This window comes from Streptococcus mitis (assembly GCF_013305725.1).
Classification (GTDB): domain Bacteria; phylum Bacillota; class Bacilli; order Lactobacillales; family Streptococcaceae; genus Streptococcus; species Streptococcus mitis_BO.
The window spans coordinates 24,077-46,490 of record NZ_CP047883.1; the positions used below are offsets into that span (position 1 = coordinate 24,077).

A 22,414-nucleotide genomic window follows, 5' to 3' on the forward strand; every position below is an offset into this window, starting at 1 on the left:
CATCGCAAAGAAAAAAGCGACATTTGTATGTCAAAATTGTGGGTATAATTCCCCTAAATATCTGGGACGTTGCCCCAACTGTGGGTCTTGGTCTTCTTTTGTAGAAGAGGTTGAGGTTGCCGAGGTAAAGAATGCGCGTGTGTCCTTGACAGGTGAGAAAACCAAGCCCATGAAACTGGCTGAGGTGACTTCTATCAACGTCAATCGAACCAAGACGGACATGGAGGAATTCAACCGTGTACTTGGAGGCGGAGTGGTACCGGGAAGTCTCGTTCTTATCGGTGGGGATCCTGGAATCGGGAAATCAACCCTTCTCCTACAAGTCTCAACCCAGTTGTCCCAAGTGGGAACGGTTCTCTATATCAGTGGTGAGGAGTCTGCCCAGCAAATCAAGTTGCGAGCGGAACGCTTGGGAGATATTGATAGCGAGTTTTATCTCTATGCAGAGACCAATATGCAGAGTGTTCGAGCTGAGGTAGAAAGAATCCAGCCAAACTTCCTCATTATTGACTCCATTCAGACCATTATGTCTCCTGAGATTTCAGGGGTGCAGGGGTCTGTTTCTCAAGTGCGTGAGGTGACAGCTGAACTTATGCAGCTGGCCAAAACTAATAACATTGCCATCTTTATCGTAGGTCATGTGACCAAGGAAGGAACCTTGGCTGGGCCTCGTATGTTGGAGCATATGGTGGATACGGTGCTTTACTTTGAAGGGGAGCGTCACCACACCTTCCGTATTTTAAGAGCGGTCAAAAACCGTTTTGGCTCCACTAATGAGATTGGGATTTTTGAGATGCAGTCGGGCGGATTGGTTGAGGTACTCAATCCGAGTCAAGTTTTCCTAGAAGAGCGTTTGGATGGGGCGACTGGTTCGTCAATCGTTGTGACCATGGAAGGGACGCGTCCGATTTTGGCGGAGGTTCAGGCCTTGGTGACACCGACCATGTTTGGAAATGCCAAGCGTACTACGACAGGACTTGATTTTAACCGTGCTAGCTTGATTATGGCTGTTTTGGAAAAGCGTGCAGGGCTTCTCTTGCAAAATCAGGATGCCTATCTCAAATCTGCTGGCGGTGTTAAATTGGATGAACCTGCTATAGACTTGGCCGTTGCAGTTGCCATTGCTTCTAGTTATAAAGACAAGCCAACCAATCCTCAGGAATGTTTTGTAGGCGAACTGGGCTTGACAGGAGAGATTCGGCGCGTGAATCGTATCGAGCAACGCATCAACGAAGCTGCTAAACTGGGATTTACCAAGATTTATGTACCAAAAAATTCCTTGACAGGAATCACTCCGCCTAAGGAAATTCAGGTCATTGGTGTGACAACGATTCAGGAAGTCTTGAAAAAGGTCTTTGCATAATCCGTGACAAATCCTCTTAAAAATGATAAGATAGGAAGAATATTTGACTATCAAATTTTCGAGGAGGGAATCATGTCGTATTTTGAACAGTTTATGCAAGCCAATCAGGCTTATGTTGCCCTACATGGGCAGTTAAATTTACCACTTAAACCCAAAACCAGAGTAGCTATTGTGACCTGTATGGATTCACGTTTGCACGTTGCTCAAGCTCTGGGCTTGGCACTTGGGGATGCTCATATCTTGCGGAATGCAGGTGGTCGAGTGACTGAGGACATGATTCGTTCGCTAGTTATTTCCCAGCAACAGATGGGGACAAGAGAGATCGTGGTGTTGCACCATACAGACTGTGGTGCTCAGACCTTTGAAAATGGACCTTTTCAGGAGTATTTAAAAGAGGAACTAGGTGTCGATGTGTCAGACAAGGACTTTTTGCCTTTCCAAGATATAGAGGAGAGTGTACGTGAGGACATGCAACTCCTTATCGAATCTCCCCTAATACCAGACGATGTCATTATCTCTGGTGCTATTTACGATGTAGATACAGGAAGTATGACAGTGGTAGAATTATAAATACTTCATTTAGAAAGAAAGTGTATGAAGAAAAAGAGTATTTTATTTATTTTTATTTTATTGCTATGTATTGGTTTACAGTATGAAACCATCTACTATACGGACGGTTCGATGTCAGGTGCGGAATATGGCTTAATGGGAGTTTCTATCTTTCTAGCTCTCTTTTACATGATTCCGGCTCTTTATTTCCTTTTCCGTATTGGGAAAAAATGGGAATTACCAAAGAATGCCTTGATTTTGTCTTTATTGGGTGGGATGTTCCTTTCAGGCTGGCTGTCTAGTTTTTCTAATACCTATATCCATGATTTGCTGGGTGCTCTTTTCCCAGATAGTGCATTTTTAAATGCCTTTGAAAGTGCTATTGTGGCTCCTTTGGTAGAAGAACCGCTGAAATTGTTGCCACTTGTTTTTGTTTTAGCTTTGATTCCTGTGCGAAAGTTAAAATCTTTGTTTTTACTAGGGATTGCTTCTGGTTTGGGATTTCAAATGATTGAGGATATTGGCTACATTCGTACGGATTTGCCAGAGGGATTTGACTTTACTATTTCGAGAATTTTAGAGCGTATCATCTCAGGAATTGCTTCTCACTGGACTTTTTCAGGTTTGGCTGTAGTAGGGGTTTACTTGCTTTACAGAGCCTATAAAGGACAAAAGGTTGGCAAGAAACAGGGGCTTATTTTCCTAGGTTTAGCTTTAGGAACTCACTTCTTGTTTAACTCTCCTTTTGTAGAATTAGAGACAGAGTTGCCTTTAGCGATTCCAGTGGTTACGACTATTACTCTCTATGGTTTTTATCAGGCTTATTGTTTTGTTGAGAAACACAATGAGTTGGTGAACTAGAATATTTTTTAAAAGAATGATGCAGGGGCACAAATATGCTGCCCTTCTTTTATTTTTGATTGAAAAATAGTGCAAAAAGCGCTACAATGGTAAATGGAAAATCTTGTGAAAAGCACAAGCGATACATATATACCGGAGGAAATCATGTCTTTTTCTGATTTAAAGCTGTTTGCCCTTTCTTCTAATCAAGAATTGGCAAAACGTGTGGCGCAGGAGATTGGGATAGAGTTGGGGAAATCAAGTGTCCGCCAATTTTCAGATGGAGAGATTCAGGTCAACATTGAAGAATCAATCCGTGGGAAACACGTCTTTATCCTACAATCAACTAGTTCGCCTGTAAATGACAATCTGCTTGAAATTTTGATTATGGTAGATGCTTTGAAGCGTGCGAGTGCAGAATCTGTCAATGTTGTCATGCCTTACTATGGGTATGCACGTCAGGATAGAAAGGCGAGAGCGCGTGAGCCAATCACTTCAAAACTTGTCGCAAATATGCTTGAAGTAGCTGGAGTGGATCGTTTATTGACCATCGACTTGCATGCTGCGCAGATTCAAGGATTCTTTGATATTCCTGTGGATCATTTGATGGGGGCTCCTCTGATTGCGGATTATTTTGAGCGTCGTGGCATGGTTGGTTCTGACTATGTGGTTGTCAGCCCAGACCATGGAGGGGTGACTCGTGCCCGTAAGTTGGCAGAATTTTTGAAGACATCTATCGCTATTATTGATAAACGTCGTAGCGTTGATAAGATGAATACTAGTGAAGTCATGAACATTATCGGTAAGGTTGAAGGCAAGACTTGTATCTTGATTGATGATATGATTGATACCGCTGGTACGATTTGTCATGCGGCAGATGCCCTTGCAGAAGCTGGTGCTGTTGAAGTCTATGCGAGCTGTACGCACCCAGTTCTTTCTGGTCCTGCTATGGACAATATCCAAAATTCAGCTATTAAGAAATTGGTTGTTTTGGATACTATCTATCTGCCAGAAGAGCGTTTAATTGATAAGATTGAGCAGATTTCAATCGCTCATCTCTTAGGGGATGCTATCGTGCGTATCCATGAAAAACGCCCACTTTCTCCACTTTTCAGTATTGAGAAAAAGATTTAAGTTTTCGCTTAGAATAAAACATACTCCTAGCAGAAGTGAACTGCTAGGAGCTTTTTTGTAGCCAAAATCTGCAAGCCTTTTCAAATTGTGCTATACTGATGAAAAAGGAGGATTTCTATGAGTCAAGAATTTATCAATCCAAGTGATGGCGTGATTCGTCAGTATCTCGCAACGAGTAAAACCCTTGCTGTGGTGGGCTTGTCAGACCGTGAGGAAACAACTAGCAATCGAGTGACAAAGGAAATGCAGGATCGGGGTTATAAAATTATCCCAGTCAATCCCAAGGCGGCAGGTGGTGAAATCTTGGGTGAAAAGGCTTATGCTAGCCTAGCTGAGATTCCTTTTCCTGTAGATATTGTCAATGTTTACCGTCGCAGTGAATTTCTGCCAGATGTGGCGCGTGATTTTCTAAAGGCTGATGCCAAGATTTTTTGGGCACAGCTAGGACTTGAAAGTCTAGAAGCGGAAGAAATCTTGCGTGCTGGTGGATGTGATGATATCGTGATGAATCGTTGCATCAAGAGAGAACATACACGCTTGATTGAGGAAGCATAAGAAAAAGGTAGCTGGAGGGCTACCTTTTGTGTTAGAAAATGCCGATAAGGATCTGCATACCAAGACTAGTGAGGATGATGGCAATCCAGCAGATGGCTCCGAGGATAATAGATTTTCCGCTGGATTTGACCATAGCTAGCAGATTGGTTTTGAGACCGATAGCACTCATGGCCATGATAATGAGGAATTTGGAGAGTTGTTTGAGTGGGGCAAAGAAACTACTGGACACACCAAGAGAGGTCATGAGGGTAGTTAGGAGAGACGCAAGGATAAAGTAAAGGATAAAAAGTGGGAAGACTTTTTTCAGTTGCAGGCCTTGCTTATTTTTTTGCTCGCGACTTTGCCAGTAGGAGAGAAAGAGGGTGATGGGGATGATAGCCAGAGTACGTGTGAGTTTGACAATGGTTGCGGATTCGAGGGTATTGGTCTGGTAGAGACTGTCCCAAGCGCTAGCTGTGGCGGTTACAGAGGAAGTATCATTGACTGCAGTTCCTGAAAAGAGGGCGAAGCCTTCATTGGATAGATGAAGCCAGGTACCTAGCGTTGGAAAGATGAGCGCAGCCAAGACATTGAAGAAAAAGATAACGGAGATGGCTTGGGCTACATCCTTTTCCTTGGCGTGAATAACAGGTGCTGTCGCCGCAATAGCAGAACCACCACAGATAGAAGAACCTACTCCAATCAAGGTAGCCAGTTTTGTATCCAGTGCAAAGAAGCGCTGGAAGAGGTAGGCAACAATCAAGGCTATTGAAATGGTGGACAGGATGACAGGGAGTGAAGATTGTCCGACTGCGAAGACTTGCGAGATATTGAGACCAAAACCAAGCAAGATAACGGCATACTGGAGCAATTTCTTGGAACTAAAGGTCAATCCCGCATCCAGTTGTTTATATGACGATAGAAAGGGATGGAGAAGCATGCCCATAAAAATCGCAAAAACGGGCGCGCCAATCACAGGGAAGAATCCGCCCAGATGCCAAGATACGATTGAAATCAGAAGGCAGGCCAAGATACCTGCTCCATTTTTTGATAGAAATGACATAAAAACCTCCAAATAAAATCTCTTACCATTATAGACCTGTAAACAGGAAAAGTAAAATAGAAAGTGGAAAGCTATTCTATCATGTATTTTTGCGGTCGTGGGGCTTTTGTAGTATAATAGAGATACGTTTTGAAAGTAGGAGGTATCTATGGACTTAACTAAGCGCTTTAATAAACAGTTAGATAAGATTCAAGTTTCGTTGATTCGTCAGTTTGACCAGGCTATTTCGGAGATTCCTGGGATCTTGCGATTGACCTTGGGGGAACCTGATTTTACAACGCCAGATCATGTCAAGGAGGCGGCTAAGCGAGCGATTGATCAGAACCAATCCTACTATACAGGGATGAGTGGTCTGCTGACTCTACGTCAGGCAGCCAGTGACTTTGTTAAGGAAAAGTATCAACTGGACTATGCTCCTGAAAATGAAATCTTGGTTACAATTGGGGCGACAGAGGCTTTATCTGCTACTTTGACAGCTATTTTGGAAGAGGGAGACAAGGTACTCTTGCCAGCTCCTGCTTATCCGGGTTATGAACCGATTGTCAATCTAGTTGGGGCAGAGATTGTCGAGATTGACACAACTGAAAATGGTTTTGTCTTGACTCCTGAGATGTTGGAGAAGGCCATTTTGGAGCAAGGTGATAATCTCAAGGCGGTTATTCTCAACTATCCAGCTAATCCGTCAGGAATTACCTATAGTCGGGAGCAGTTGGAAGCCTTGGCAGCTGTTTTACGCAAGTACGAAATTTTCGTTGTCTGTGATGAGGTTTACTCAGAATTGACCTACACAGGGGAAGCCCATGTGTCTCTGGGAACTATGTTGAGAGATCAGGCTATTATTATCAATGGTCTATCTAAATCACATGCCATGACAGGTTGGCGTTTGGGTCTGATTTTCGCTCCTGCAGCCTTTACAGCTCAGTTGATTAAGAGTCACCAGTACTTGGTTACTGCCGCAAATACTATGGCTCAACATGCTGCGGTAGAAGCCTTGACGGCTGGTAAAAATGATGCGGAACCTATGAAGAAGGAATACATCCAGCGTCGAGATTATATTATCGAGAAAATGACAGCTCTTGGTTTTGAGATTATCAAACCAGACGGTGCCTTCTATATCTTTGCTAAGATTCCAGCGGGCTACAATCAAGACTCCTTTGCTTTTTTGAAGGATTTTGCTCAGAAGAAGGCTGTTGCCTTTATCCCTGGTGCTGCCTTTGGGCGTTACGGGGAAGGCTATGTGCGTCTGTCTTATGCGGCTAGCATGGAGACTATCAAAGAAGCCATGAAACGACTTGAGGAGTACATAAGAGAAGCATGATTCAGTCTATCACGAGTCAAGGCTTGGTGCTCTACAATCGTAACTTTCGTGAGGATGACAAGCTGGTCAAAATTTTTACCGAGCAGGCGGGCAAGCGCATGTTTTTCGTCAAACACGCTGGCCAGTCCAAACTAGCTCCGGTTATTCAGCCCTTGGTGTTGGCACGGTTTCTCTTACGAATCAATGATGACGGCCTTAGCTACATCGAGGACTACCATGAGGTGATGACCTTTCCCAAGATTAATAGTGATCTCTTTGTCATGGCCTATGCGACTTATGTTGCGGCTCTGGCCGATGCTAGTTTGCAGGATAATCAGCAGGATGCTCCCTTATTTGCCTTCTTGAGAAAGACTCTAGAGTTGATGGAAGAGGGTTTAGATTATCAAGTTTTGACCAATATTTTTGAAATTCAAATCTTGACCCGATTTGGTATTAGTCTCAATTTTAATGAGTGTGTCTTTTGCCATCGGATTGGTCAGGCTTTTGACTTTTCTTTCAAATATGGAGCCTGCCTCTGTCCAGATCATTATCATGAGGATGAGAGACGTTGCCATCTCAATCCCAATATCCCCTATCTGCTCAATCAATTTCAAGCTATTGATTTTGAGACCTTGGAGACCATTTCGCTCAAGCCTGAAATCAAGCAAGAGTTACGCCAATTTATGGATCAACTCTACGAAGAGTACGTTGGGATTCACCTAAAATCAAAGAAATTTATTGATTCCCTAGCAGACTGGGGACAATTACTAAAAGAGGAAAAGAAATGAAAAAAATCGCAGTAGATGCCATGGGGGGCGATTACGCACCTCAAGCCATCGTTGAGGGTGTCAATCAAGCCCTAGCTGACTTTTCAGATATCGAGGTTCAACTCTACGGAGATGAAGATAAAATCAAGAAATATTTAACAGCAACAGAGCGCGTCAACATTATCCATACAGATGAGAAGATTGATTCAGACGATGAACCTACGAGAGCTATTCGGAAGAAGAAAAATGCCAGTATGGTATTGGCGGCCAAGGCTGTCAAAGAAGGCGAAGCAGACGCTGTGCTCTCCGCTGGGAATACAGGTGCTTTGTTAGCAGCTGGATTCTTCATCGTGGGTCGTATCAAGAATATCGATCGACCAGGGCTCATGTCGACCTTGCCAACTGTAGATGGAAAAGGTTTTGACATGCTAGACCTCGGTGCAAATGCAGAAAATACAGCCCAGCACCTCCATCAATATGCTGTTCTAGGTTCCTTCTATGCCAAGAATGTTCGTGGCATTGCGCAACCACGTGTTGGTTTGCTCAACAACGGAACAGAGAGTAGTAAGGGGGACCCGCTTCGTAAGGAAACTTATGAATTATTAGTGGCTGATGAAAGTTTGAACTTTATCGGAAATGTGGAAGCGCGTGATTTGATGAATGGCGTTGCGGATGTTGTCGTGGCAGATGGTTTCACGGGAAACGCTGTGCTCAAATCTATTGAAGGGACAGCTATGGGAATCATGGGCTTGCTCAAGACCACTATTACAGGTGGTGGTCTTCGAGCGAAACTAGGCGCCCTCCTTCTCAAGGACAGCCTCAGAGGTTTGAAAAAACAGCTCAACTACTCAGATGTTGGTGGAGCAGTCTTGTTTGGTGTCAAGGCACCGGTTGTCAAGACTCATGGCTCAAGCGATGCCAAGGCTGTTTATAGTACGATTCGTCAGATTCGTACCATGCTAGAAACAGACGTCGTTGCCCAAACTGCACGTGAATTTTCAGGAGAATAAAATAGATGACAGAAAAAGAAATTTTTGACCGTATTGTGACCATTATCCAAGAGCGACAGGGAGAGGACTTTGTCGTGACAGAATCCTTGAGTCTGAAAGATGATTTGGATGCTGACTCTGTTGACTTGATGGAGTTTATCTTGACACTGGAAGATGAATTTAATATCGAAATCAGCGATGAGGAAATTGACCAACTGCAAAGTGTAGGAGATGTGGTAGAAGTCGTCAAAAGTAAAGAATAGTAAGAAGCAACATGCAAGTCGTGTTGCTTTTTTATTGTCAGGAAAGATAAAAAAATTAGAACTTTTAGTGGGAATTACGAATAGATAGATAAGGAAGAAAAAGGAGGAGTGTTTATGTATGTGACTGGTTTTTATCCGTGGTTCATTAAACTATTTTTCAAATAAAATTTAATTAATTGTACATTTTCGAATTATTTTTCGAATAAATAAGTGAGAAGAAAAGGAAGGAGATTACGCGATGTATTTACCAATCTTATTGCCATGGTTTATCAAATGGTATTTAAAATAAATGAAATTTACCTGTTCATTTTAAATCACTTCTCAAATAGATAAGTGAGACGAAAAGGAAGGAAAAGGAATTCAGTAATTTATCTATTCTGGTTTTTAAAATGGTTTAAGAGCCAGAAATCGTAAACTAAAAAATAGAAATAAAGGAGAAAAAAGATGACAAATTTTGACAAAATGGAACAGAACTTTGTAGCTCTTACAGAAGAAGAGTTGATGAATGTAGATGGGGGAATTGCTTGGGAGGTAGTCTCCGTGGGTATTGCGATTGGCTGGGGAATTTACCAAGTTGGTGAAGCTGCTGGTAAAACATTCTACTATATTACTCATCCATAGTTTTTGATAAATATGAGCAAGAAAACATTTTGGATTATACTACTCGTTATTACAATTGTAGTGACTGGCATTGGTTTAGGATTGTCTGCATATAATTATTACGTTTTTGATAGACCTTTTTTCAACAGTACTACTAAAGGCCTGTTGTCTGCATTTGTTATGAGTGTATTGATGATTATTATCGGTATATTAAAAGAAAACTAATTTTTATAATTAAAATGGAGGATATATATGTCAAATTTACAAACTATTGAACAAAATTATACTACGTTAAGTGATATTGAATTGCAAGAAGTTGATGGTGGAGGAGTACTACTTGTGGTTGGTGGTGGTATTTTGGCTGTCGGACTGTTAGCTTGGGGTGCGTATAATGGTTATCAGTCGGCAGCACGAGGTGGATAAAAAGAAGGTAGATTGTTTTTTAGTAAATAGGAGTCTGCCATGAAAACGTTTTTATTAGGTTTTGCTGAGGGTTATTTTATCGTATCGCTCATAATCTACATCGCAACGTATTTGATTTTGAAAAATCCGATTAATACCCTATTTTATCCAGAAATTTACCCTGTTTTATTTGGGCTCTTTTATCTAGGATATAAGGTCAATAAAAAGCAAGTAGAGTGAGCAGCTAAGAATGACTTGTTAGTCTGCGCTGAAAATGGTTAGGGTAGAATCTAAGAATGCATCACAGTGGAGTTTAAAATGAGTAACTATGAATCGTAATTTAGAACGGTGTTATCTATTCTGACTATGAACAGATCATACCAGAGGTGGCTCAGAAATAGCAGGGACATTAGAAATTGAAGTAATGAATAGGATGTCACAAATGTTACTATCAATGATTTATTTGTTCCAAGCTTGCCTAGGGTGTCAGTAAAAAATCAATTTCCTTTCATATCATATTTTTAGTAGGTAGGGCGCTTGTTCTGCCTATTTTTTTGCCAAGAAAGTGCAGTTGAGGTGTTTATTTGGAGTTTTACATATATTTTTGATAAAATAGGTATAGAAATTAGGAAAGTTGAAGAAAAGAAATGAAGACGGTTTTAAAATATTTTTTAGTATTTGTTTTTCTATTTTTGATGAATATTTTCATCTTTAAGATACTTGCAACTCTGGGATTTCAGTTGATAATGAGTGAAAAGAGTTATATTGTACCACCGCTGTTTTCGCTTATCGTTTTATATATGATTGACAAAAGAATTAGGAAGAAAAAGAAATAAATATATATTTTAGGCATGACGTTTGTTCTGCCTATTTTTTTATCTCAAAAGTGCAGTTGGGAGGGAGATAGGCGCATTTGGGGAGGAAGTCCAGTTTTTGTTTGGTGATTGGGGTAAGATAGTTGTTATCAGATGAGTTTATACTCTTCGAAAATCAAATTCAAACCACGTCAACGTCGCCTTGCCGTATATATGTGACTGACTTCGTCAGTCTTATATACAACCTCAAAACAGTGTTTTGAGCAGCCTGTGGCTAGTTTCCTAGTTTGCTCTTTGATTTTCATTGAGTATTAGGAAAAGGAGATGAATATGAAATTTGGGAAACGTCACTATCGTCCGCAGGTGGATCAGATGGACTGCGGTGTAGCTTCATTAGCCATGGTTTTTGGCTACTATGGTAGCTATTATTCTTTGGCTCACTTGCGAGAATTGGCCAAGACAACCATGGATGGGACAACGGCTTTGGGCTTGGTCAAGGTGGCAGAGGAAATTGGTTTTGAGACGCGAGCAATTAAGGCGGATATGACGCTCTTTGACTTGCCAGATTTGACTTTTCCTTTTGTTGCCCATGTGCTTAAGGAAGGGAAACTGCTCCACTACTATGTGGTGACTGGGCAGGATAAGGATAGCATTCATATTGCCGATCCAGATCCCGGGGTGAAGTTGACTAAACTGTCACGTGAGCGTTTTGAGGAAGAATGGACAGGAGTGACTCTTTTTATGGCACCTAGTCCAAACTATAAGCCTCATAAGGATCAAAAAAATGGCCTTCTCTCTTTTATCCCTATATTAGTGAAGCAGCGTGGCTTGATTGCTAATATCGTTTTGGCAACACTCTTGGTAACCTTGATTAACATTGTGGGTTCTTATTATCTGCAGTCTATCATTGATACCTATGTGCCAGATCAGATGCGTTCGACGCTGGGGATTATTTCTATTGGGCTGGTCATCGTCTATATCCTCCAGCAGATCTTGTCTTACGCTCAGGAGTATCTCTTGCTTGTTTTGGGGCAACGCTTGTCGATTGATTTGATGAATGGCGTTGCGGATGTTGTCGTGGCAGATGGTTTCACGGATGCTAATAGTATCATCGATGCGCTAGCTTCGACCATCCTTTCGATTTTCCTAGATGTGTCAACGGTTGTCATTATTTCTCTTGTTTTATTTTCACAAAATACCAATCTCTTTTTCATGACCTTATTGGCACTTCCTATCTACACAGTGATTATCTTTGCTTTTATGAAGCCGTTTGAAAAGATGAATCGGGACACCATGGAAGCCAATGCGGTGCTGTCTTCTTCTATCATTGAGGACATCAACGGTATTGAGACTATCAAGTCTTTGACCAGTGAAAGTCAGCGTTACCAAAAGATTGACAAGGAATTTGTGGATTATCTGAAGAAATCCTTTACCTATAGTCGGGCAGAGAGTCAGCAAAAGGCTCTGAAAAAAGTGGCCCATCTCTTGCTCAATGTCGGCATTCTCTGGATGGGGGCTGTTCTGGTCATGGATGGCAAGATGAGTTTGGGGCAGTTGATTACCTATAATACCTTGCTTGTTTACTTTACCAATCCTTTGGAAAATATCATCAATCTGCAAACCAAGCTTCAGACAGCGCAGGTTGCCAATAACCGTTTAAATGAAGTGTATCTAGTAGCTTCGGAGTTTGAGGAGAAGAAAACGGTTGAGGATTTGAGTTTGATGAAGGGAGATATGGACTTTAAGCAGGTTTCCTACAAGTATGGCTATGGTCGAGACGTCTTGTCGGACATCAATTTGACTATTCCGCAGGGTTCTAAGGTGGCTTTTGTGGGGATTTCGGGGTCAGGTAAGACGACATTGGCCAAGATGATGGTTAATTTTTACGATCCAAGTCAGGGAGAGATTAGTCTGGGTGGTGTCAATCTCAATCAGATTGATAAAAAAGCCCTGCGCCAGTATATCAACTATCTGCCTCAACAGCCCTATGTCTTTAACGGAACGATTTTGGAGAATCTACTTTTGGGAGCCAAGGAGGGGACGACTCAGGAGGATATTTTACGGGCAGTCGAATTGGCAGAGATTCGGGAGGATATCGAGCGCATGCCACTGAATTACCAGACAGAATTGACTTCGGATGGAGCAGGAATTTCAGGTGGGCAACGGCAGCGAATTGCTTTGGCACGTGCTCTCTTGACAGATGCACCGGTCTTGATTTTGGATGAGGCGACCAGCAGTTTGGATATTTTGACAGAGAAGCGAATTGTCGATAATCTCATGGCTTTAGACAAGACCTTGATTTTCATCGCCCACCGTTTGACTATTGCTGAGCGGACAGAGAAGGTTGTTGTCTTGGATCAGGGCAAGATTGTTGAAGAAGGAAAGCATGCTGATTTGCTTGCACAGGGTGGCTTTTACGCCCATTTGGTCAATAGTTAGAAAGAGGAGAGGATGAAACCAGAATTTTTAGAAAGTGCGGAGTTTTATAATCGACGTTACCATAATTTTTCCAGTCGGGTGGTTGTACCCATGTCCCTTCTGCTCGTGTTTTTGCTTGGCTTTGCAACTGTTGCAGAGAAGGAGATGAGTTTGTCCACCAGAGCGACTGTTGAGCCTAGTCGTATCCTGGCAAATATCCAGTCAACTAGCAACAATCGCATTCTTGTTAATCATTTGGAAGAAAATAAGCTGGTTAAAAAGGGAGAACTGTTGGTTCAATATCAAGAAGGGGCAGAGGGTGTCCAAGCGGAGGCCTATGCTAGTCAGTTGGACATGCTCAAGGATCAAAAAAAGCAATTGGAGTATTTGCAGAAGAGCCTACAAGAAGGGGAGAACCACTTTCCAGAGGAGGATAAGTTTGGCTACCAAGCCACCTTTCGTGACTACATCAGCCAAGCAGGTAGTCTTAGGGCTAGTACATCGCAACAAAATGAGACCATCGCGTCCCAGAATGCAGCAGCTAGTCAAACCCAAACCGAAATCGGCACCCTCATCAGTCAAACAGAGGCTAAAATTCGCGATTACCAGACAGCTAAGTCAGCTATTGAAACAGGTGCTTCCTTGGCCAGTGAGAATCTAGCCTACTCTCTCTACCAGTCCTACAAGTCTCAGGGCGAGGAAAATCCGCAATCTAAGGCACAAGCAGTTGCGCAGGTTGAAGCACAGCTTTCTCAGTTAGAATCTAGTCTTGCTACTTACCGTGTCCAGTATGCAGGTTCAGGTACCCAGCAAGCCTATGCGTCAGGTTTAAGCAGTCAATTGGAATCTCTTAAATCACAACACTTGGCTAAGGTTGGTCAGGAATTGACCCTTCTAGACCAGAAAATTTTGGAGGCAGAATCGGGTAAGAAGGTTCAGGGAAATCTTTTAGAAAAGGGGAAAATTACGGCGAGTGAGGATGGGGTGCTTCACCTTAATCCTGAGACTAGTGATTCTACTATGGTAGCAGAAGGTGCCTTATTAGCTCAACTCTATCCGTCCTTGGAAAAAGAAGGGAAAGCCAAACTCACAGCTTATCTTAGTTCAAAGGATGTAGCAAGGATCAAGGTCGGTGATTCTGTTCGTTATACTACGACTCATGATGCCAAGAATCAACTTTTCCTAGATTCTACTATTACAAGTATTGATGCGACAGCTACTAAGACTGAAAAAGGGAATTTCTTTAAAATCGAGGCGGAGACTAATCTAACTTCGGAGCAGGCTGAAAAACTTCGGTACGGGGTGGAAGGTCGCCTGCAGATGATTACGGGCAAGAAAAGTTACCTACGTTATTATTTAGATCAATTTTTGAACAAAGAGTAATGTTCGTATTTTTAGAGTTAAATGATTTTAAAACTGTGAGAAAGATTTTTCTTGCAGTTTTTTCTTTATGATTTTTGAAGTTACTAAATTATTTATTCGGTTAAATTCTTGTAATTTTAGGTTTTTTATGGTAGAATGTGCTCAAGTAATACGAAAGGCGAACTTTAAAATGTCAAAACAATTGATCTATTCGGGAAAAGCTAAAGATATCTATACAACTGAGGATGAAAATCTTATTATTTCAACTTACAAGGACCAGGCGACTGCTTTCAATGGTGTTAAGAAGGAGCAGATTGCAGGCAAGGGAGTATTGAATAATCAGATTTCATCTTTTATTTTTGAGAAATTAAATGCGGCTGGTGTGGCGACTCACTTTGTGGAGAAACTTTCAGATACGGAACAACTCAATAAAAAGGTGGAAATCATTCCTTTGGAAGTCGTGCTTCGCAATTATACTGCTGGCTCCTTTTCAAAACGTTTTGGTGTAGACGAAGGAATCGCATTTGAGACTCCAATTGTAGAATTTTACTATAAAAATGATGATTTGGATGATCCCTTTATCAATGACGAGCATGTGAAATTCCTTAAAATTGCGGATGACCAGCAGATTGCTTACTTGAAGGAAGAAACGCGTCGTATCAATGAGCTCTTGAAAGCTTGGTTTGCTGAGATTGGTCTTAAATTGATTGACTTTAAGTTAGAGTTTGGTTTTGACAAGGATGGCAAGATTATCTTGGCAGACGAATTTTCACCAGATAACTGCCGACTTTGGGACGCTGACGGTAACCACATGGATAAGGATGTTTTCCGTAGAGGTCTCGGAGAATTAACAGACGTTTACGAGATTGTCTGGGAGAAATTGCAGGGTTTGAAATAATCTGTTTGCAAGACTCTCAAGGTCGTTGGGAACATTGCAAGAGCTGAAATAAAGGAATAAGAATTGATGGATAAACGTATTTTTGTTGAGAAAAAGGCTGATTTTCAGGTCAAGTCAGAGAGTTTGGTGAGAGAACTCCAGCATAACTTGGGACTATCAACTTTGAAAAGTATTCGCATCGTGCAAGTTTATGATGTCTTTGATTTGGCAGAGAACTTGTTTGCGCCTGCAGAAAAACATATCTTCTCTGAGCAGGTGACAGACCATGTATTTGACGAATCGGCTGTGCAGGCTGATCTTGCTAACTATGCTTTCTTTGCCATTGAAAGTTTGCCAGGACAGTTTGACCAACGTGCAGCTTCTTCACAGGAAGCCTTGCTTTTGCTGGGAAGTTCGAGTGACGTGACGGTCAACACAGCACAATTGTACTTGGTTAATAAAGATATTGATGCGACTGAGTTGGAAGCAGTCAAGAACTATTTGCTCAACCCAGTTGATTCTCGTTTCAAGGACATCACGACAGGGATTGCCAAGCAGGAATTTTCAGAGTCAGACAAGACTATTCCAAAATTGACTTTCTTTGAAAACTATACGGCAGAAGACTTTGCCCGCTACAAGGCCGAGCAAGGGATGGCAATGGAAGTGGATGATTTGCTCTTTATCCAAGATTACTTCAAGTCAATCGGGCGCGTGCCGACTGAGACGGAGCTCAAGGTTTTGGACACTTACTGGTCTGACCACTGCCGTCACACGACTTTTGAGACCGAGTTGAAACAGATTGATTTCTCAGCTTCTAAATTCCAAAAGCAATTGCAAGCGACTTATGACAAGTATATTGCCATGCGTGAGGAACTAGGTCGGTCTGAAAAGCCACAAACCTTGATGGATATGGCGACTATTTTCGGTCGTTATGAGCGTGCTAATGGGCGTTTGGACGACATGGAAGTGTCAGACGAAATCAATGCCTGCTCGGTTGAAATCGAAGTGGACGTTGATGGTGTCAAGGAACCATGGCTCCTTATGTTCAAAAACGAAACCCACAACCACCCAACGGAAATTGAACCATTTGGTGGCGCGGCTACTTGTATCGGTGGGGCTATTCGTGACCCATTGTCAGGTCGTTCTTATGTCTACCAAGCTATGCGTATCTCAGGTGCTGGAGATATTACAGCACCGATTTCGGAAACTCGCGCTGGGAAATTGCCACAACAAGTCATTTCTAAAACAGCAGCTCATGGTTATTCTTCATACGGGAATCAGATTGGGCTTGCGACGACCTATGTTCGTGAGTACTTCCACCCAGGCTTTGTAGCTAAACGCATGGAGTTGGGTGCCGTTGTTGGTGCAGCTCCAAAGGGCAATGTTGTCCGTGAAAAACCGGAAGCGGGAGATGTCATTATCCTCCTCGGTGGTAAAACTGGCCGTGATGGTGTCGGTGGTGCGACGGGCTCTTCTAAGGTTCAAACGGTTGAGTCTGTGGAAACTGCTGGAGCTGAGGTTCAAAAGGGGAATGCCATAGAAGAACGTAAGATTCAGCGCCTCTTCCGTAATGGTGATGTCACTCGTCTCATCAAGAAATCCAACGACTTTGGTGCTGGTGGTGTCTGTGTAGCCATTGGTGAATTGGCAGACGGTCTTGAAATCGATCTCAACAAGGTTCCTCTTAAATACCAAGGCTTGAATGGTACCGAAATTGCCATCTCTGAATCACAAGAACGGATGGCTGTCGTGGTTCGTCCTGAGGATGTAGATGCCTTTGTTGAAGAATGTAACAAAGAGAATATTGACGCTGTTGTGGTGGCGACAGTGACTGAAAAACCAAATCTAGTCATGCACTGGAATGGTGAAACCATTGTCGACTTGGGACGTCGTTTCCTTGACACCAATGGTGTGCGTGTGGTCGTCGATGCTAAGGTTGTGGACAAGGATGTCAATCTTCCAGAAGAACGTCAAACATCTGCTAACACACTTGAAGTTGATACCCTTGCGGTTCTATCTGATTTGAATCATGCGAGTCAAAAAGGATTACAGACTATCTTTGACTGCTCTGTTGGACGTTCAACGGTTAATCACCCACTTGGTGGTCGTTACCAACTCACACCAACTGAGGCATCTGTGCAGAAATTACCAGTTCAACACGGTGTGACTCATACTGCGTCAGTCATGGCTCAAGGATTCAACCCATATGTAGCTGAATGGTCTCCATACCACGGTGCTGCCTATGCGGTGATCGAAGCAACTGCTCGATTGGTTGCTACGGGTGCCAACTGGTCTAAGGCTCGCTTCTCTTATCAAGAGTACTTCGAGCGCATGGACAAACAAGCTGAGCGTTTTGGTCAGCCAGTGGCAGCTCTCCTAGGCTCTATCGAGGCACAAATTCAGCTTGGTTTGCCATCTATCGGTGGTAAGGACTCTATGTCTGGTACTTTTGAAGAATTGACAGTGCCACCAACCTTGGTCGCCTTTGGGGTAACAACAGCAGATAGCCGGAAGGTGCTTTCTCCTGAGTTCAAGGTTGCTGGTGAAAATATCTACTACATCCCAGGTCAAGCCCTCTCTGCAGAAATTGATTTTGACTTGATTAAGTCTAACTTTGCTCAGTTTGAAGCCCTTCAAAAGGCTCACAAAGTGACATCTGCATCAGCTGTCAAATATGGTGGTGTTGTTGAAAGTTTGGCCCTTGCTACCTTTGGAAATCATATCGGTGCAGAAGTAACCTTGCCTGAACTTGAAACGGCTTTGACAGCTCAATTAGGCGGATTTATCTTCACATCTCCTGAAGAAATTGCTGGAGTAGAGAAAATCGGTCAAACAAGTGCAGACTTTACACTGACTGTAAACGGTGTGAAGCTAGATGGACAGAAACTTGACAGTGCCTTCCAAGGAAAACTGGAAGAAGTTTACCCAACAGAGTTTGCCCAAGCCAAAGAACTGGCTGAAGTACCAGCTGTGGCATCAGATGTTGTGATTAAAGCCAAAGAAAAGGTTGAAAAACCGGTAGTTTATATCCCAGTCTTCCCAGGAACCAACTCGGAATATGACTCAGCCAAGGCCTTCGAGAAAGAAGGTGCAGAGGTCAACTTGGTACCATTTGTGACCTTGAATGAAGAAGCCATTGTCAAGTCAGTTGAAACCATGGTTGACAACATCGGCAAGTCTAACATCCTCTTCTTTGCAGGTGGATTCTCAGCTGCAGATGAGCCAGATGGATCGGCTAAATTTATTGTCAATATCCTGCTCAATGAAAAAGTGCGTGCGGCTATTGATAGCTTTATCGCTCGTGGTGGTTTGATTATCGGTATCTGTAATGGATTCCAGGCCTTGGTCAAATCAGGTCTTCTTCCATACGGGAACTTTGAAGATGCCACTAGTACTAGCCCAACCCTCTTCTACAATGACGCCAACCAACACGTGGCCAAGATGGTAGAAACTCGCATTGCCAATACCAACTCACCATGGTTGACTGGTGTGCAAGTGGGTGATATCCACGCCATTCCTGTTTCGCACGGTGAAGGGAAATTTGTTGTGACGGCTGAGGAATTTGCTGAACTCCGTGATAATGGACAAATTTTCAGCCAATATGTTAACTTTGATGGAAAACCAAGTATGGATTCTAAGTACAATCCGAATGGTTCTATCCATGCCATCGAAGGAATTACCAGCAAGAACGGCCAAATCATCGGTAAGATGGGACACTCAGAACGTTATGAAGACGATCTTTTCCAAAACATCCCAGGAAATAAAGACCAGCACCTGTTCGCGTCGGCGGTTAAATACTTTACTGGAAAATAAGACTTGTAGATTTTCTAATAGATAGTATCAGTAATGTAAAAGTCATGTAGATTTAGCTCTTGGTGCTACACAAATAAAAATTAGGTATATAAAATGACATACGAAGTAAAATCTCTTAATGAAGAATGTGGTGTTTTCGGTATCTGGGGACATCCAGATGCTGCTAAATTGACCTATTTTGGTCTCCATAGTCTTCAGCACCGTGGTCAGGAGGGGGCAGGAATCCTCTCCAATGACCAAGGGAAACTAAAGCGGCATCGCGATATGGGTCTTCTATCAGAAGTCTTCAGAAATCCTGCTAACTTAGATAAATTGACGGGAACTGGTGCGATTGGGCATGTGCGTTACGCGACTGCTGGCGAAGCTTCTGTAGATAATATCCAGCCTTTCCTCTTCCGTTTTCACGATATGCAGTTTGGCTTGGCTCATAATGGGAATCTGACCAATGCTGCCTCTCTCAAGAAAGAACTGGAACAAAGAGGAGCGATTTTCAGTGCGACTTCGGACTCAGAAATCTTGGCCCACCTCATTCGTCGCAGTCATAATCCTAGCCTGATGGGCAAAATCAAGGAAGCGCTCAGCCTTGTCAAAGGTGGTTTTGCCTATATCTTGCTGTTTGAGGACAAGTTGATTGCGGCTCTTGACCCCAATGGTTTCCGTCCACTTTCTATCGGGAAAATGACCAATGGAGCGGTGGTGGTTTCCTCTGAAACCTGTGCTTTTGAGGTTATTGGTGCTGAATGGATTCGTGATTTGAAGCCCGGTGAGATTGTGATCATTGATGACAAGGGCATCCAGTATGATAGCTATACAGATGATACTCAGCTCGCGATTTGTTCTATGGAGTATATCTATTTTGCCCGCCCTGACTCTAACATCCATGGGGTCAATGTCCATACAGCACGTAAACGTATGGGTGCCCAACTAGCCCGTGAGTTCAAGCATGAGGCAGATATTGTGGTCGGTGTGCCAAATTCCTCCCTCAGCGCGGCTATGGGATTTGCGGAAGAATCCGGGCTACCAAATGAAATGGGCCTCATCAAGAACCAATACACCCAACGTACCTTTATCCAACCGACTCAAGAATTGCGGGAGCAAGGGGTGCGGATGAAACTATCTGCTGTTTCTGGTGTTGTAAAAGGCAAGCGTGTGGTTATGATTGATGACTCTATTGTACGTGGAACAACCTCTCGTCGGATCGTTCAACTCTTGAAAGAAGCGGGTGCAACTGAGGTTCACGTTGCTATTGGCAGTCCAGCGCTAGCTTATCCATGCTTCTATGGAATTGATATCCAGACCCGTCAGGAGCTAATTGCGGCCAATCATACTGTTGAAGAAACTCGCCAAATCATTGGTGCGGACAGTCTGACCTATCTTTCAATTGATGGTTTGATTGAGTCGATTGGGATTGAAACAGATGCACCAAATGGTGGTCTCTGTGTCGCTTATTTTGATGGTGATTACCCAACGCCTCTCTACGACTATGAAGAAGACTATCGTAGAAGTTTGGAAGAAAAGACCAGTTTTTACAAATAGATAATAGATCCTCCATTAAAGAAAAGGAAAAATAAAATGGCAAATAAAAATGCTTATGCTTCACGTCTCACTACTGACTAAAAGCTAAAGCATTTGTCAGTAGACGCTTTGTCCTATAGGATCAAAGCTAGAGCCCTGACTAGTATTTTTAGATAAACAATTATTTTATCTAAAAATACGTCGCAATCTTCTCAAAGAAAAGGAATAAATAAATGACAAAAAATGCTTATGCCCAGTCGGGTGTAGATGTTGAAGCGGGTTATGAAGTTGTTGAACGAATCAAAAAGCACGTGGCTCGTACGGAGCGTGCAGGTGTCATGGGAGCTCTGGGTGGCTTTGGTGGTATGTTTGACCTTTCAAAGACTGGGGTTAAAGAACCTGTCTTGATTTCAGGAACTGATGGTGTCGGAACCAAGCTCATGCTGGCTATCAAGTACGACAAGCACGATACTATCGGTCAGGACTGTGTGGCCATGTGTGTCAATGATATCATCGCTGCAGGTGCGGAGCCCCTCTATTTCCTCGACTATGTGGCGACAGGGAAGAATGAACCAGCTAAACTAGAACAAGTAGTCGCTGGTGTTGCAGAAGGCTGTGTGCAGGCTGGTGCTGCCCTAATCGGTGGGGAAACGGCTGAAATGCCGGGCATGTACGGCGAAGATGACTATGACTTGGCTGGTTTTGCGGTTGGTGTGGCTGAAAAATGTCAAATCATTGACGGTTCAAAAGTGGCAGAGGGAGATGTTCTTCTTGGGCTTGCTTCAAGTGGGATTCATTCCAATGGTTACTCTCTCGTCCGTCGTGTCTTTGCGGATTACACAGGTGAGGAAATCTTGCCAGAATTGGAAGGTAAGCAACTCAAGGAAGTTTTGCTAGAGCCAACTCGTATCTATGTCAAGGCTGTTTTGCCACTCATCAAGGAAGAGTTGGTCAACGGCATTGCCCACATCACTGGTGGTGGCTTTATCGAAAATGTCCCTCGTATGTTTGCAGCTGACTTGGCCGCTGAGATTGAAGAAGACAAGGTTCCAGTGCTTCCAATTTTCAAAGCCCTTGAAAAATACGGTCAGATCAAACATGAAGAAATGTTTGAAATCTTCAATATGGGTGTGGGACTTATGTTTGCAGTTAGCCCTGAAAATGTAAGTCGTGTCAAGGAATTGTTGGATGAACCAGTCTATGAAATTGGTCGTATCGTCAAGAAAGAAAATGAAAGTGTCATCATCAAATGAAAAAAATAGCGGTTTTTGCCTCTGGTAATGGCTCAAATTTTCAGGTGATTGCGGAACAATTTCCAGTAGAGTTTGTCTTTTCAGACCATCGTGACGCCTATGTGCTCGAGCGGTCAGACAAGCTTGGCGTTCTGTCCTATGCTTTTGAACTCAAGGAGTTTGAGAGCAAGGCAGACTACGAAGAAGCCCTTGTTGAGCTCTTGGAAGAACATCAGATTGACTTGGTTTGTTTGGCGGGTTATATGAAAATCGTCGGCCCAACCTTATTGGCAGCCTATGAAGGCCGAATCATCAACATTCATCCAGCCTACTTGCCAGAATTTCCAGGAGCTCATGGGATTGAAGATGCTTGGAATGCTGGTGTCTCTGAAAGTGGTGTGACCATTCACTGGGTGGACTCAGGTGTGGATACAGGAAAGATCATCAAACAAGTCCGTGTGCCAAGGTTAGCTGATGATACGATTGACAGTTTTGAAGCTCGCATTCATGAGGCAGAGTACAAGTTGTATCCGGAGGTGCTGGATAGTTTGGGAGTAGGGAGAAGGTAAGAAGTAAATCAA

At 42.9% G+C, this 22,414-nt stretch carries 21 protein-coding genes; 20 read left to right on the top strand and 1 reads right to left on the bottom strand.

Translation table 11 applies throughout. The features are described from left to right. The first annotated feature begins 1 nt into the window (after nucleotide 1). The 5 genes from radA to M594_RS00150 all read left to right on the top strand — a co-directional run bounded on the left by radA (nucleotide 2) and on the right by M594_RS00150 (nucleotide 4,441). On the top strand, nucleotides 2-1,363 hold the full coding sequence (gene radA, locus M594_RS00130) for a DNA repair protein RadA (protein ID WP_254597275.1): 1,362 nt from the start codon (nucleotides 2-4) through the stop codon (nucleotides 1,361-1,363). A gap of 72 nt (nucleotides 1,364-1,435) precedes the next feature. Further along, the gene (locus M594_RS00135) at nucleotides 1,436-1,933 is read left to right on the top strand and encodes a beta-class carbonic anhydrase (RefSeq protein ID WP_173875633.1); all 498 of its coding nucleotides are present in this window, start codon (nucleotides 1,436-1,438) and stop codon (nucleotides 1,931-1,933) included. Nucleotides 1,934-1,957: 24 nt separating this feature from the next. After that, a complete protein-coding gene (locus M594_RS00140) occupies nucleotides 1,958-2,773 on the top strand; it encodes a PrsW family intramembrane metalloprotease (protein WP_173875634.1) in 816 nt (271 codons plus the stop codon). 144 nt (nucleotides 2,774-2,917) lie between these two features. After that, nucleotides 2,918-3,886, top strand: coding sequence for a ribose-phosphate diphosphokinase (locus M594_RS00145; RefSeq protein WP_000010168.1), 969 nt, complete (start codon nucleotides 2,918-2,920; stop codon nucleotides 3,884-3,886). Between the two features lie 117 nt (nucleotides 3,887-4,003). After that, nucleotides 4,004-4,441 (top strand): CoA-binding protein, encoded by a 438-nt coding sequence (locus M594_RS00150; protein WP_173875635.1) that lies wholly within the window; start codon nucleotides 4,004-4,006, stop codon nucleotides 4,439-4,441. Nucleotides 4,442-4,472: 31 nt separating this feature from the next. On the opposite strand, the gene M594_RS00155 is transcribed toward M594_RS00150, so the two are convergent. Then, the gene (locus M594_RS00155; RefSeq protein ID WP_173875636.1) at nucleotides 4,473-5,483 is read right to left on the bottom strand and encodes a YeiH family protein; all 1,011 of its coding nucleotides are present in this window, start codon (nucleotides 5,481-5,483) and stop codon (nucleotides 4,473-4,475) included. Nucleotides 5,484-5,631: 148 nt separating this feature from the next. Between M594_RS00155 and M594_RS00160 the strand changes: the two genes are divergently transcribed. The 15 genes from M594_RS00160 to purN all read left to right on the top strand — a co-directional run bounded on the left by M594_RS00160 (nucleotide 5,632) and on the right by purN (nucleotide 22,402). Further along, nucleotides 5,632-6,801, top strand: coding sequence for a pyridoxal phosphate-dependent aminotransferase (locus M594_RS00160; protein ID WP_173875637.1), 1,170 nt, complete (start codon nucleotides 5,632-5,634; stop codon nucleotides 6,799-6,801). Next, nucleotides 6,798-7,568, top strand: a complete 771-nt coding sequence (gene recO, locus M594_RS00165) for a DNA repair protein RecO (RefSeq protein WP_173875638.1) — start codon at nucleotides 6,798-6,800, stop codon at nucleotides 7,566-7,568. Before M594_RS00160 ends, recO begins: the two co-directional genes overlap by 4 nt. Next, the gene (gene plsX, locus M594_RS00170) at nucleotides 7,565-8,557 is read left to right on the top strand and encodes a phosphate acyltransferase PlsX (RefSeq protein ID WP_173875639.1); all 993 of its coding nucleotides are present in this window, start codon (nucleotides 7,565-7,567) and stop codon (nucleotides 8,555-8,557) included. The genes recO and plsX overlap by 4 nt, the downstream gene beginning before the upstream one ends. Before the next feature lie 5 nt (nucleotides 8,558-8,562). Continuing rightward, nucleotides 8,563-8,799 carry an acyl carrier protein gene (locus tag M594_RS00175; protein ID WP_000136444.1) on the top strand — a complete coding sequence of 79 codons (237 nt, stop codon included), beginning with the start codon at nucleotides 8,563-8,565 and terminating at the stop codon, nucleotides 8,797-8,799. A gap of 444 nt (nucleotides 8,800-9,243) precedes the next feature. Continuing rightward, nucleotides 9,244-9,420, top strand: a complete 177-nt coding sequence (locus M594_RS00180; protein ID WP_000180828.1) for a class IIb bacteriocin, lactobin A/cerein 7B family — start codon at nucleotides 9,244-9,246, stop codon at nucleotides 9,418-9,420. A 231-nt stretch (nucleotides 9,421-9,651) separates the two neighbouring features. Continuing rightward, nucleotides 9,652-9,822, top strand: a complete 171-nt coding sequence (locus M594_RS00185) for a H354_08695 family bacteriocin-like peptide (RefSeq protein WP_173875640.1) — start codon at nucleotides 9,652-9,654, stop codon at nucleotides 9,820-9,822. A 39-nt stretch (nucleotides 9,823-9,861) separates the two neighbouring features. Continuing rightward, the gene (locus M594_RS00190) at nucleotides 9,862-10,041 is read left to right on the top strand and encodes a hypothetical protein (protein WP_000846988.1); all 180 of its coding nucleotides are present in this window, start codon (nucleotides 9,862-9,864) and stop codon (nucleotides 10,039-10,041) included. 407 nt (nucleotides 10,042-10,448) lie between these two features. Further along, nucleotides 10,449-10,637, top strand: coding sequence for a hypothetical protein (locus M594_RS10055; protein WP_254597155.1), 189 nt, complete (start codon nucleotides 10,449-10,451; stop codon nucleotides 10,635-10,637). A 309-nt stretch (nucleotides 10,638-10,946) separates the two neighbouring features. After that, nucleotides 10,947-13,055 (top strand): peptide cleavage/export ABC transporter ComA, encoded by a 2,109-nt coding sequence (gene comA / locus M594_RS00195; protein ID WP_173875641.1) that lies wholly within the window; start codon nucleotides 10,947-10,949, stop codon nucleotides 13,053-13,055. A gap of 12 nt (nucleotides 13,056-13,067) precedes the next feature. Next, nucleotides 13,068-14,417, top strand: a complete 1,350-nt coding sequence (comB, locus tag M594_RS00200; RefSeq protein WP_173875642.1) for a competence pheromone export protein ComB — start codon at nucleotides 13,068-13,070, stop codon at nucleotides 14,415-14,417. 169 nt (nucleotides 14,418-14,586) lie between these two features. Further along, nucleotides 14,587-15,294 (top strand): phosphoribosylaminoimidazolesuccinocarboxamide synthase, encoded by a 708-nt coding sequence (gene purC, locus M594_RS00205; RefSeq protein ID WP_173875643.1) that lies wholly within the window; start codon nucleotides 14,587-14,589, stop codon nucleotides 15,292-15,294. 66 nt (nucleotides 15,295-15,360) lie between these two features. Continuing rightward, the gene (locus tag M594_RS00210) at nucleotides 15,361-19,086 is read left to right on the top strand and encodes a phosphoribosylformylglycinamidine synthase (RefSeq protein ID WP_173875644.1); all 3,726 of its coding nucleotides are present in this window, start codon (nucleotides 15,361-15,363) and stop codon (nucleotides 19,084-19,086) included. 93 nt (nucleotides 19,087-19,179) lie between these two features. Beyond that, entirely contained in the window at nucleotides 19,180-20,622 is a 1,443-nt protein-coding gene (gene purF, locus M594_RS00215; protein ID WP_173875645.1) for an amidophosphoribosyltransferase, read from the top strand. 212 nt (nucleotides 20,623-20,834) lie between these two features. Further along, nucleotides 20,835-21,854: a phosphoribosylformylglycinamidine cyclo-ligase gene (purM, locus tag M594_RS00220; protein WP_173875646.1), complete on the top strand. Its 1,020-nt coding sequence runs from the start codon at nucleotides 20,835-20,837 to the stop codon at nucleotides 21,852-21,854. Beyond that, nucleotides 21,851-22,402 carry a phosphoribosylglycinamide formyltransferase gene (purN, locus tag M594_RS00225; protein ID WP_173875647.1) on the top strand — a complete coding sequence of 184 codons (552 nt, stop codon included), beginning with the start codon at nucleotides 21,851-21,853 and terminating at the stop codon, nucleotides 22,400-22,402. Before purM ends, purN begins: the two co-directional genes overlap by 4 nt. Nucleotides 22,403-22,414: the final 12 nt, after the last annotated feature.

Coding starts and splice junctions, on each gene's coding strand:
- M594_RS00135 (WP_173875633.1), top strand. CDS start 1,436: ATGTCGTATTTTGAACAGTTTATGCAAGCCAATCAGGCTTATGTTGCC.
- M594_RS00140 (WP_173875634.1), top strand. CDS start 1,958: ATGAAGAAAAAGAGTATTTTATTTATTTTTATTTTATTGCTATGTATT.
- M594_RS00145 (WP_000010168.1), top strand. CDS start 2,918: ATGTCTTTTTCTGATTTAAAGCTGTTTGCCCTTTCTTCTAATCAAGAA.
- M594_RS00150 (WP_173875635.1), top strand. CDS start 4,004: ATGAGTCAAGAATTTATCAATCCAAGTGATGGCGTGATTCGTCAGTAT.
- M594_RS00155 (WP_173875636.1), bottom strand. CDS start 5,483: ATGTCATTTCTATCAAAAAATGGAGCAGGTATCTTGGCCTGCCTTCTG.
- M594_RS00160 (WP_173875637.1), top strand. CDS start 5,632: ATGGACTTAACTAAGCGCTTTAATAAACAGTTAGATAAGATTCAAGTT.
- recO (WP_173875638.1), top strand. CDS start 6,798: ATGATTCAGTCTATCACGAGTCAAGGCTTGGTGCTCTACAATCGTAAC.
- plsX (WP_173875639.1), top strand. CDS start 7,565: ATGAAAAAAATCGCAGTAGATGCCATGGGGGGCGATTACGCACCTCAA.
- M594_RS00175 (WP_000136444.1), top strand. CDS start 8,563: ATGACAGAAAAAGAAATTTTTGACCGTATTGTGACCATTATCCAAGAG.
- M594_RS00180 (WP_000180828.1), top strand. CDS start 9,244: ATGACAAATTTTGACAAAATGGAACAGAACTTTGTAGCTCTTACAGAA.
- M594_RS00185 (WP_173875640.1), top strand. CDS start 9,652: ATGTCAAATTTACAAACTATTGAACAAAATTATACTACGTTAAGTGAT.
- M594_RS00190 (WP_000846988.1), top strand. CDS start 9,862: ATGAAAACGTTTTTATTAGGTTTTGCTGAGGGTTATTTTATCGTATCG.
- M594_RS10055 (WP_254597155.1), top strand. CDS start 10,449: ATGAAGACGGTTTTAAAATATTTTTTAGTATTTGTTTTTCTATTTTTG.
- comA (WP_173875641.1), top strand. CDS start 10,947: ATGAAATTTGGGAAACGTCACTATCGTCCGCAGGTGGATCAGATGGAC.
- comB (WP_173875642.1), top strand. CDS start 13,068: ATGAAACCAGAATTTTTAGAAAGTGCGGAGTTTTATAATCGACGTTAC.
- purC (WP_173875643.1), top strand. CDS start 14,587: ATGTCAAAACAATTGATCTATTCGGGAAAAGCTAAAGATATCTATACA.
- M594_RS00210 (WP_173875644.1), top strand. CDS start 15,361: ATGGATAAACGTATTTTTGTTGAGAAAAAGGCTGATTTTCAGGTCAAG.
- purF (WP_173875645.1), top strand. CDS start 19,180: ATGACATACGAAGTAAAATCTCTTAATGAAGAATGTGGTGTTTTCGGT.
- purM (WP_173875646.1), top strand. CDS start 20,835: ATGACAAAAAATGCTTATGCCCAGTCGGGTGTAGATGTTGAAGCGGGT.
- purN (WP_173875647.1), top strand. CDS start 21,851: ATGAAAAAAATAGCGGTTTTTGCCTCTGGTAATGGCTCAAATTTTCAG.